Here is a 9,403-nt window from a genome sequence, read left to right as displayed (position 1 = left end):
AGCCCGGAAAGCTACCTCGCCGGCCTTCACCTCCGCGGCGCAATGATCTGGATCAAGGACCTCACCCGAACCCATTGATCACGACCGAATACGCGGCCTAGTGCTGTGACCGCATAGGTTCGCCGGGTTGGCGCTGGCGGGCCCTCGGCCGGTTGGATGTCGCGAGACGTTCAGCTTGGAAGGGGGCCCGGTGGCAGAGCCGGTCAGGGTTCGCAGACTCACCGACCAGGAGGGGCAGCAGTTACAGAGGATCGTGCGTCGGGGCAGCACGAACACGGTGCGGTATCGGCGGGCGATGATGCTGCTGGCCTCGGCCGGCGGCAACCGGGTCCCGGTCATCGCCCAGCTTGTGCAGGCGGACGAGGACACGGTGCGGGACGTGATCCACCGGTTCAACGAGATCGGCTTGGCCTGCTTGGACCCTCGGTGGGCGGGAGGCCGTCCCCGCCTACTCAACCTTGACGACGAGGACTTCGTCGTCCAGACGGCCATCACCCGCCCGACCAAGCTCGGCCAGCCTTTCACCCGCTGGTCCATCCGCAAACTCCTGGCCTACCTGCGCAAAGTCCACGGTCGGGTGATCCGCATCGGCCGTGAGGCCCTGCGCTGCCTACTCGCCCGGCGAGGCGTCACCTTCCAGCGCACCAAGACCTGGAAGGAGTCCAGCGACCCCGAGTACGACGCCAAACTCGACCGGATCGAGCTCATCCTGGATCGCTTCCCGGACCGCACGTTCGCGTTCGACGAGTTCGGCCCGCTCGGCATCCGCCCCACCGCGGGCAGTTCCTGGGCCGAACAGGGACGGCCGAACCGGCTGCCGGCGACCTACACGCGGACCCACGGTGTCACATACTTCCACGGCTGCTACTCGGTCGGCGACGACAAACTCTGGGGCGTCAACCGCCGTCGCAAGGGCACGACGAACACCCTGGCCGCGCTCAAGTCGATCCGGGCCGCGCGGCCGGACGACGCCACGGTCTACGTGATCCTGGACAACCTCTCCGCCCACAACGGCAAGAGGATCCTGCGCTGGGCGAAGAACAGCAACGTCCACCTCTGCTTCACCCCGACCAACACCTCCTGGGCCAACCCGATCGAGGCGCACTTCGGACCGCTGCGGCAGTTCACGCTCGCCAACTCGAACCATCCGAACCACACGGTCCAGACCCGCACGCTGCACGCCTACCTGCGCTGGCGCAACGCCAACGCCCGCCACCCCGACGTCCTCACAGCCCAGCGCAGAGAGCGCGCCCGTATTCGCAGCGAGAAGGGCCTCCGCTGGGGAGGAAGGACGCTCACCGAAGCGGCGTGGGCAGGATCGCTCACCCGAAGACCTAGACCGGCACGCGGACGAAGCCCTCGGTCCAGTGGTCCTCATCGAGGTCGTACTCTCCGATCTGGAAGCAGTCTGGCTCGTCGGCGACGCCCGGTAGAAGACGCGCGCGGCGCATCCGCTCTTCGGCGGCGGCCTCGGAAGAGTAGATGCCGAGCAGCTTGACGTCGTCGCCGTCCTGCTCGTCGATGAACACGACCCCGTCGTCGAGGTGAATCGTCTCGTCGTTGGGGCCGGCTTCGTTCTGGTGGCTGATGTGCCAGAGGGGATAGACCTTCACGGGCGCAGGCTACCCCGGGCCCAACCGGTGAACGTTCACGGTCAGAGCAACTAGCTAACCCTTCGCGCGCCTGAAAGCGCTTTGACATGGGGTTTGTCGGAGGCGGAGCCTCCGTTGTCGCGGAGATGCAACTCGTCTGAAGCTATTGCATGCTGGAATGAAGTAAGGAGAATGAGAGCGCCGCAGCAGCGACTGCAGGGCGCTCCCTCCCGAAGCTGCCGTGGCGCTGGTGGACGGAGTTTGGGGGTGTGTCGCGCGTCGGGCAGTTCCCCCTTATGCCGCAGTGGACTTGGGGCTGTGTCACTATCCCGCCATGGCCAGGCGTGCTGTGCTCGACCCTGGGGAAACCAGGTCGCCGATGAGTGCAGTGGACGCGACTATTGGAGGCCAGGAGCATGGAGATCAACCATCACACACCTGTTATAACCAATCGAGGCGGACCGGTACTCGATGTAATCGGAATGGGTTCCGATAAAGCGTTCTATCACAAGGAGTTTAACCTCGACAGGTGGCTCCCTTCACAGACTGGCTGGGATCTTCTGGGCGGCAATTTCACTAGCAGGCCAGCAGTAGCCTCGTCTTACCCGGAAAGTCTCGATATAGTCGGTGTCGCCCCTGACGGAGCGATGCACCACAAAGAAAAATTGCCGCACGGCAGTGGGTGGTTCCCGCCAGATATCAGCTGGGATCTCATCGGCGGAGGGTTCACCAGCGGACCAGCCGTAACCTATCTGCCTTCTGGCCGCTTCGCCGTCTTCGGGCGTGGTCGCGATGGAGCGATGTACCACAAAGCCAAATTTAATGGCATCTGGGAACCATCCCAGACCGGCTGGGACGCCCTAGGCGGGAGGTTCATCAGCACGCCAGCAGTATGTAGCCGCAGTGACGATTGGCCGTTTGACATCATTGCGCTCGGTCTCGACGCCGCGATCTACTACAAGCTAGGCGGGGACCCCAACGGACCGTTTGAGCCGCCAGGGCTCATCTGGGACTTCCTCGACGGGGATTTCGCCCACGACACGGCGGCCGGGGGCGGCCTTGCCCTCCCTCCAACGATAACCGCCAAGGGTTTTGACTCTTTTAGTATTGTGGGGATAGGCAGTGATAGAGCGATGTACCATAAAGGAAGAGTGGCGCGGACGTGGTATCCATCGCAGACTGATTGGGATCCCCTGGGTGGCAATTTCACCAGCCCGCCGGCCATAACCTCATGGGGAGATCCACGTCTGGATATTGTTGGACTCGGCAATGACGGCGCCATGTATCACAAGTCATGGCAAACCGATCGGTGGTATCCGTCGCAGGATGGCTGGGAACCCCTGGGAGGAAGCTTTTCCAGCCAGCCGGCGATCACCACTTGGGGCCCTGGGCGCCTGGACATCGTGTGTATAGGACCCGACCACGCGATGTACCACAAGGCATGGGACGAAGGTGTTGGGTGGCAGCCGTCGCAGATCGGTTGGGACTTTCTTGGCGGCATCTTTTCTTGATCCGCCAGCACCATCGACCCGAGCCTCCTCACCTTGATGACGGCTCCGCCCACCGCGCCGTCATCGGCCAAGCCACGGTGACCGCCGATGCCGTCGGCAACCTCACAATCGAGGTTCACCCGGGGCTGGCGTCGCTGGCCAGCGGGGAGGAGGCTGCGAAGCGAAGGCAGCGGCAAGCACAGCTGCCGACTTCGTGCCGTCATCCCCAAGAGGGCATTACGAGGCGCAACGTCGACGCTGGCTAATACTCCAGCTGTAGATCGCGATCATGGTTGCTCGACCGGTGATTACGGTGGATCGGCTAGTTGCAGATGGGCTGGCTGACGGGGTGGACCAGGGGTCGGCTGAGCGGGCAGCAATGCCCCGGTGAGCATCATCATCAAGTTCTTCGTGGCGCCGGACGACAAGGCTGCGGCGGCAGTCGTGGAGCACGGGCCCGGCGAGGCCTTCGAGTCGCTGGTGTTCGGCAACTTCGATGTTGAAGAGGCGATGATCGAGTGGGAGGGCATCCTCACCGGTCGGAGCTTTGAAGAACTCGTCGAAGCCGATGAACCGGCGGTCGTCGCCGACCCCGGCGACGGAGAGGGCCCTATGGTCCTGGCTGCTTCCACAGCCCTGCAGGACGCGCTCGCCGTTGCCGACACGCCGAGGCTTGTCGAGGTCAGCGAGCTGTGGGCTCAGGAGCGGGCAGCGGAGGGCGAGGTCTTAGACCCGGAGGTCGCGCCCGGGTGTCAAGGGACAGTGGGATCTGGCTCTGGCGCGAGTTCCGTGAAAGCTGCCCGCAGATCTTGATGGTTGGCGATCATGTCGGGTGTCTGTTGCTGATCTTCTGGCCGTCTTGTTCCCCCAGTTTGCGCTGCTGCACGTCGAGTTGGTCAGGTCGATGGGCCGGTCGGTCCGGGTGCATGCCCGAGGCAGGACATCGGGGGCGTCGTGCACAGGCTGCGGGACCTGGTCCGATCGGGTCCACAGCGGCTACGAGCGGCGGATCAGCGACACCGCGGTCTCCGGGCAGGAGTTGGTGCTTCACCTGCGGGTCCGCCGGTTCTTCTGTGACAGTGCCGAGTGCGGGAAGCGGACCTTCGCCGAGCAGGTCCTGGGCCTGACGTTCGTTATGGGCGGTGCACCGTGTCGCTGCGGAAGGTCCGCGAGACCGTCGCCCTCGCACTCGGCGGCCGGGCCGGCGCCCGGCTGGCCGCGTATCTGTCGGACGGGGTCGGCCGGGACGCCCTGATACGCCTGATCCGCGCATTGCCCGACCCGCTGACCGGGAAGGTCCGGGTGCTCGGCGTCGACGACTTCGCCCTTCGCAAGGGCCACCACTACGGCACGGTCCTGAGCGATATCGAGGGCCGCCGCCCCGTCGAGGTGCTACCAGAGCGGTCCGCCAACGCCCTGGCCGACTGGCTCACCGAGCATCCCGGGGTCGAGGTCGTCTGCCGCGACCGTGCCCGTTACTACGCCGACGGCGCGGACCGTGGCGCCGGCACGGCGACGCAGGTCGCGGACAGGTTTCACCTCTGGCAGAACCTCGGCGAGGCGGCCGAGCGGCTGGTCGCCCGATTGCGCCCGCAGTGGGTCCCACCAGCGCCGGAGAGGGAGAAGGTGGTGCTGCCCGAGGGACGGCTGGCCCGGCGCACCCGCGAGCGCCACGCCGCCATCCACGCGCTGATGGACAAGGGCATGGGGCACGGCCAGATCGTCGCCGAACTGGGCCTGGACCCGAAGACGGCGCGGAAGTTCATGCGGGCCGCCACCGCCGACGAGCTCATAGGAACGGGGCCCACCGGCGGCCGGCAGACCAGCCTGGACGGCCACGCCGCCTACCTGATCGCCCGGTTCAACGAGGGCTGCACCAGCGCCGACCGCCTCCACCGAGAACTCGCCGAACGTGGCCTGACCGTGAGCGAGCGGACCGTCCGCCGCTTCATCCACCGTCTGCGCGACAACGCCAAGCCGACCACCCGCCCGCCGATCCCCTAGGTCCGCGAGGTCACCAGGCTGATCCTCACCCACCCCGACAACCGACCCGAGGCCGACCGTGTCCTGCTGAAGGAACTCCGCAACCGCTGCCGTGAATTGGACGAGGCCTGTGTCCTTATCGCGCGGTTTGCCTCGATGCTCGTCAACCGTCGCGGCCAGGAGGAACTCGAACACTGGACCGCGGACGCCGAGGCCAGCACCCTGCCCGAGCTGCGAGGCTTCGCCAACGGCCTGCGCAAGGACTGGGACGCGGTCATGGCCGGCCTCACGCTCCACTGGAACTCCGGCCCGGTCGAGGGTCACGTCAACCGGATCAAGATGGTCAAGCGCCAGATGTTCAGCCGAGCGAAGCTCGACCTCCTCCGAAAGCGGGTCCTTCTCGCGACATGAGGTGTCAGCGCCCGTCTGTACTCTCCGGAGCTGACCGTCGTGAGAGGCGAGGAAAGGGGTGCCCGTGCAGATCGCCGGGCTCGACCTGTACGTGAACCACCCAGTTATCGCGCTGGGGTCCTCAGAGTGGATCCCGGCGTCCCTCGAACTCGGCGGTCGGGCGGCCGCAGCCTGCGAGACCCACTTGGTTGTGCGAGTACAGCCGCAAACCTCCCTGGTCAGAGTGCGGATCTTTCATGCCGATCCCGAGAGCGTTGCCGGTCCCGGCCTCGGGTTCACCACCGTGTTCAGCGGGCCGCTCCTGCTGCCCGACGGGCGGCTCGTCGTCGGGGACATCATGGGACAAAGCCGATTCACGACCAGCCTGCTCGGACCAGGCCTCCACCGGGCGCGCGTCGACGTAGATGACGCAGTTGGGCATGCACATGTCGTCGATATCACCGTCGCACGGGATTCGTAGAAGCCTGGCCAGCGCACCAGATCACGGAACTCGCGCCAGAGCCAGTCTGCCGCGTCCGCTGACACCCGGGATCCTCGGCGATCTGGCTGGGCTGGCTCGAGCTATCGGCAGGCGGGGCGGCGGCCTGTACTGCTGGGTCGCGTAGAGACGGAGGCGGCCACCGTTGATCATCGTGAGTTGTGTCGACCACCTCCGCGACGAGGACGCTGTGCTGGTCGTCGACGAGACCGGGGACCTGAAGAAGGGCACCGCGAGCGTCGGGGTTCAGCGCCAGTACACGGGCACCGCGGGGTCGGTACAGTCGGCGACAGGACGGTTCACTGTCGAAGGCACCAAGACGCTGCAGAGGGAGATTCCGAAGGCCAAGTTCAAGATTCGGCTCGATGCCTACACCGGGGGCAACGAGGCCGTCTTCTGCCTGGAGTTCGCGGTCGACTTCGCGACACAGCCCTCCTGACCTGCAAGGGCACCCATCCGGGTGCGCCGGAGGCGGCTCCCCCGTATGGCCATCCCCGTAGCCCTGGTCCGGTGTCGGGGATCAATCAGGCAGCAGTTACTGACTTCGGCGCTTCAAGGTGGCGGTGAGAGATCGAGGGAGAGTCCGGCTCCGGCGAGGAAGCCATCGAGGATGTCGGGGTGGTACTTGACTCGGTTGGACGAGTGTCGGCGTACGAGTCAACATGTACCACCTCGTACGAGTGACTGTGCACCAGAGTTGATGCGGTGAACGGCTGTTGTCCGTGAGCCTGCTGTCGTCGGTTTCGGGAGGCTGTGCTTTACGTAGGCAAGCAGGGCGTCTCGGTTGCGGCTCGCCCACCGCCGCCCACCGTGAGGGGGGTGATTGTGTGCGGGACGGGCAGACCGGCTGGTGGGTGGAGCTGCCCCCGGCAGCGGGAACAATGGTGATGGCGACCGGGATCGTCTCCATCGGGCTGCACTTGGTCGGGCAGGAGGCACTCTCCCGGATTCTGCTCGTCCTCGCCGCCTTCGCGTGGCTCGCGCTCGCTGTCGACTTCGTGCGGCGGCTGATGCGCGACCGAAACCGGTGGGAGACTGAGGCGGAGACGCCGCCCGCGCTGACCGCTGTGGCCGCGCCGACCATCCTCGGGACCTGGTTCGCACTGCTGGGGCGGTCGATCGTCGCCGTCGCCGCGCTGGTCGTAGCGGTACTGGTCTGGCCGGTGCTGCTCACGGCGGTGATGCGGCACTGGCGGCGGCGCTTGCCGGGCACGGTGTTCCTGGTGTGTGTCGCGACACAGGGCCTGGCAGTGCTGGGCGGATCGCTGGCCGTCTCGCTGCCGTCCGGGTGGCTCGCCTGGCCGGCGCTGGTCTGCTTCGGGCTCGGGCTGGCGCTCTACCCGGTCGCCTTCGTCCGCTTCGACCGCGGCCAGGTTCGGACTGGCGCGGGCGACCAGTGGGTGGCGGGCGGGACGCTGGCGATCTGCGCACTCGCCGGGTCGAAGCTGCTGGTTGTGCCCGCCTGGCGCGGCACCGCCCTGCACGACGCGCTGCGTCCACTCACGCTCGTCGCGCTCGCGTTGTCGGTGGGCTGGTACGCCGTCCTCGTCTTCGCCGAGGTGCGCTGGCCGCGTCCGCGCTACGACATGAGGCGGTGGGCGACGGTCTTCCCGATGGGTATGACGGCCGTCGCCACCCTGTCCGTCGCCGACGCCGCAGCCGTGGGCTGGCTGCGGACGCCGGGCCAGGTACTGCTCTGGGTCGCCCTCGCCGCGTGCGTGCCCACACTGGTCGGGTGGTCAGATACGCGGCCGCCCGCCCGCGGTGACCTCTACAGGGACGGTGGCTGGAGCCTGCGGCTGCCCGCCACCTCGGCATGCCAGGGATACTGACGTCGGCGCTTCAATGTGATGGCGGTGGTAGGTCGAGGGAGAGTCCGGTTCCGGCGAGGAAGCCGTCGAGGACGTCGGGGCGGTACTGGAGTCGTTTGAGTCGATTGCGGACGAGCGTGGCAAGTCGGTCCAGGGCGACGTTGGCGAGGTTCGCGAGGCTGTGCTTGACGTGGGCCCACAGGTACTCGACCGCGTTCAGCTCGGGTGCGTAGGCGGGCTGGATGAACACCGTCAGCCATTCCCGCGCGCTGATCAAGTCACGCATGGCATGGGAGACGTGGGTGTTGAGCCGGTCCCAGACCAGCACGAGAGGCGCCCTGACCAGCTGGTGGATTCCGTCGATCAGAGCGATGTAGTCGTGCTCGGACAGGCTGCGGCGTTCGCCTTTGCGCCCGGTATGGCGCCGCAACCGGTGGCACAGCCGGGTCCGGGAGCCGGGGCGCATCGCGAGCAGTCCGGCGACCGAGACCCGTCCGGAGCCGCGGCCGGGGACCTTCACGACCGGGGTGATGCCGCGCCGTCCCACGTGCGTCCCTTGGGCGGCCTGCGGGTGAACCCGGCTTCGTCTTCGAAGCAGATCCATCCGTCGCAGGCCGCCCGGGTGCTTTTACCTCCGTCCAGGTCGCCTCCTTCCACGTGGTCACGGCCCGCTCGTCGCGCTCGGCGGCCCGCCGCGCGGGGACCGGCGGGGTGAAGCCGAGCCGATGCATCAGGCGGGTGGCGCCCGAGACGCTGTGGGACACGTGGAACTTCCGGCCGATCAGCGTGGCAACCCGCGCGCCGGTCCACACCTGGTCCTCGTCCCAGCCGTGGGCGGCCGGCCCCTGCTCGAGGTAGGCGCCGAGATTCTCCTGGCAGCGCGTGAACAGCTTGCAACGCTGGCCGCTCGCACCTCGTGAGGCCAGGGCCTCCGCCCCGCCCTTCGTCCACGCCTGGTGCCACTGGTAAGCCGACTTCGAGCTCACCCGCAGCCTGCGGGCGACCTCCAACGGCCCCAGCCCATCGGCGAACAACCCGGCAGCCTCCAGTCGCACCGCCTCGCGGCGCTGCCGACCTTTCGCCGTCAGCCCGCCCCCATCCACATATCGCATACCAACGGCATAGCGCGCAGATGACCGTCAGTCAGCTATACGAACAAGCCAATCACCCCGAAGCGCCGAAGTCAGTAACCACGGTTCCATTGATCCCCGAGGGCGAATGAGACCCGGCTCGCGGTCTTCTGCCGGCTCTCCGCGGCGATTCGCATCTCGTGACCGAGGCGTCGAATGTCACGCTACGCAGAGCCTCTGCTGTCTGACTCGGCCGGACGACAGCAGTTTCGGTGGCGCGCCGAGGGTCTCCGCCGCCGCCCGTTGCTCGGAGTGGGGTTGGGCGAGATCGGTCCGACTCTGTCATTACCAGCCGGCTGCCTCGATCACGGTGGCGGCGGCCTCGCCGACCGAGCGCCTGGAGGCATCGACCGAAAAGAAGCATCGACTCCTGCCCGATCGAGGATCCCTGCCAGTTCGCCGGACCTGTCCAGGTGCCATCGCAGTGCTGCGGGTTGGTTCTCGTGGCGACGCGAGAGGCGTTCGTGGATCACCGGCAGCTCGGACTGGAGCCGACACACCGAAAGGC

General features: G+C 66.9%; 9 protein-coding genes and 2 pseudogenes. 9 read left to right on the top strand and 2 right to left on the bottom strand.

Annotated features, from left to right (window positions below; all coding sequences use genetic code 11):
* Positions 1-190: 190 nt before the first annotated feature.
* Positions 191-1,309: pseudogene (locus ACWGKU_RS15420) on the top strand (IS630 family transposase); the annotation flags it as partial.
* A gap of 25 nt (positions 1,310-1,334) precedes the next feature.
* Here ACWGKU_RS15420 and ACWGKU_RS15415 read toward each other — a convergent pair.
* On the bottom strand, positions 1,335-1,451 hold the full coding sequence (locus ACWGKU_RS15415; protein ID WP_421813766.1) for a hypothetical protein: 117 nt from the start codon (positions 1,449-1,451) through the stop codon (positions 1,335-1,337).
* Between the two features lie 557 nt (positions 1,452-2,008).
* Here ACWGKU_RS15415 and ACWGKU_RS15410 point away from each other — a divergent pair.
* From ACWGKU_RS15410 to ACWGKU_RS15375, 8 genes and pseudogenes are all read left to right on the top strand, one after another.
* A complete protein-coding gene (locus ACWGKU_RS15410) occupies positions 2,009-3,103 on the top strand; it encodes a hypothetical protein (RefSeq protein ID WP_331768557.1) in 1,095 nt (364 codons plus the stop codon).
* Between the two features lie 366 nt (positions 3,104-3,469).
* Positions 3,470-3,895 carry a hypothetical protein gene (locus ACWGKU_RS15405; RefSeq protein WP_331768558.1) on the top strand — a complete coding sequence of 142 codons (426 nt, stop codon included), beginning with the start codon at positions 3,470-3,472 and terminating at the stop codon, positions 3,893-3,895.
* Between the two features lie 91 nt (positions 3,896-3,986).
* Positions 3,987-4,337 (top strand): transposase family protein, encoded by a 351-nt coding sequence (locus ACWGKU_RS15400; protein ID WP_421813767.1) that lies wholly within the window; start codon positions 3,987-3,989, stop codon positions 4,335-4,337.
* Positions 4,232-5,086 (top strand): transposase, encoded by an 855-nt coding sequence (locus ACWGKU_RS15395; RefSeq protein ID WP_331768559.1) that lies wholly within the window; start codon positions 4,232-4,234, stop codon positions 5,084-5,086. Before ACWGKU_RS15400 ends, ACWGKU_RS15395 begins: the two co-directional genes overlap by 106 nt.
* Positions 5,087-5,104: 18 nt before the next feature.
* Positions 5,105-5,476, top strand: a complete 372-nt coding sequence (locus tag ACWGKU_RS15390; RefSeq protein ID WP_331768894.1) for a transposase — start codon at positions 5,105-5,107, stop codon at positions 5,474-5,476.
* Positions 5,477-5,534: 58 nt separating this feature from the next.
* A complete protein-coding gene (locus ACWGKU_RS15385) occupies positions 5,535-5,936 on the top strand; it encodes a hypothetical protein (protein WP_401044099.1) in 402 nt (133 codons plus the stop codon).
* 184 nt (positions 5,937-6,120) lie between these two features.
* Positions 6,121-6,243, top strand: a pseudogene (locus tag ACWGKU_RS15380) (transposase); the annotation flags it as partial.
* 538 nt (positions 6,244-6,781) lie between these two features.
* Positions 6,782-7,786 (top strand): tellurite resistance/C4-dicarboxylate transporter family protein, encoded by a 1,005-nt coding sequence (locus tag ACWGKU_RS15375; RefSeq protein WP_331768561.1) that lies wholly within the window; start codon positions 6,782-6,784, stop codon positions 7,784-7,786.
* A 10-nt stretch (positions 7,787-7,796) separates the two neighbouring features.
* Here ACWGKU_RS15375 and ACWGKU_RS15370 read toward each other — a convergent pair.
* Positions 7,797-8,877, bottom strand: a protein-coding gene (locus tag ACWGKU_RS15370) for an IS630 family transposase (RefSeq protein WP_421813756.1) whose coding sequence is annotated in 2 segments (ribosomal slippage) — positions 7,797-8,304 and positions 8,303-8,877 — 1,083 coding nt in all. Because the reading frame shifts where the segments join, the coding sequence is not laid out codon by codon here.
* Positions 8,878-9,403 lie beyond the last annotated feature (526 nt).

The organism is Kitasatospora sp. NPDC054768 (assembly GCF_053612025.1).
The sequence above is the reverse complement of the archived record's forward strand: the minus strand, read 5'-3'. Positions and strand labels throughout refer to the sequence as shown.

Bases quoted from the DNA above. Each gene is read 5' to 3' on its own strand.
- ACWGKU_RS15415 (WP_421813766.1), bottom strand. From the start codon at position 1,451: ATGCGCCGCGCGCGTCTTCTACCGGGCGTCGCCGACGAGCCAGACTGC.
- ACWGKU_RS15410 (WP_331768557.1), top strand. From the start codon at position 2,009: ATGGAGATCAACCATCACACACCTGTTATAACCAATCGAGGCGGACCG.
- ACWGKU_RS15400 (WP_421813767.1), top strand. From the start codon at position 3,987: ATGGGCCGGTCGGTCCGGGTGCATGCCCGAGGCAGGACATCGGGGGCG.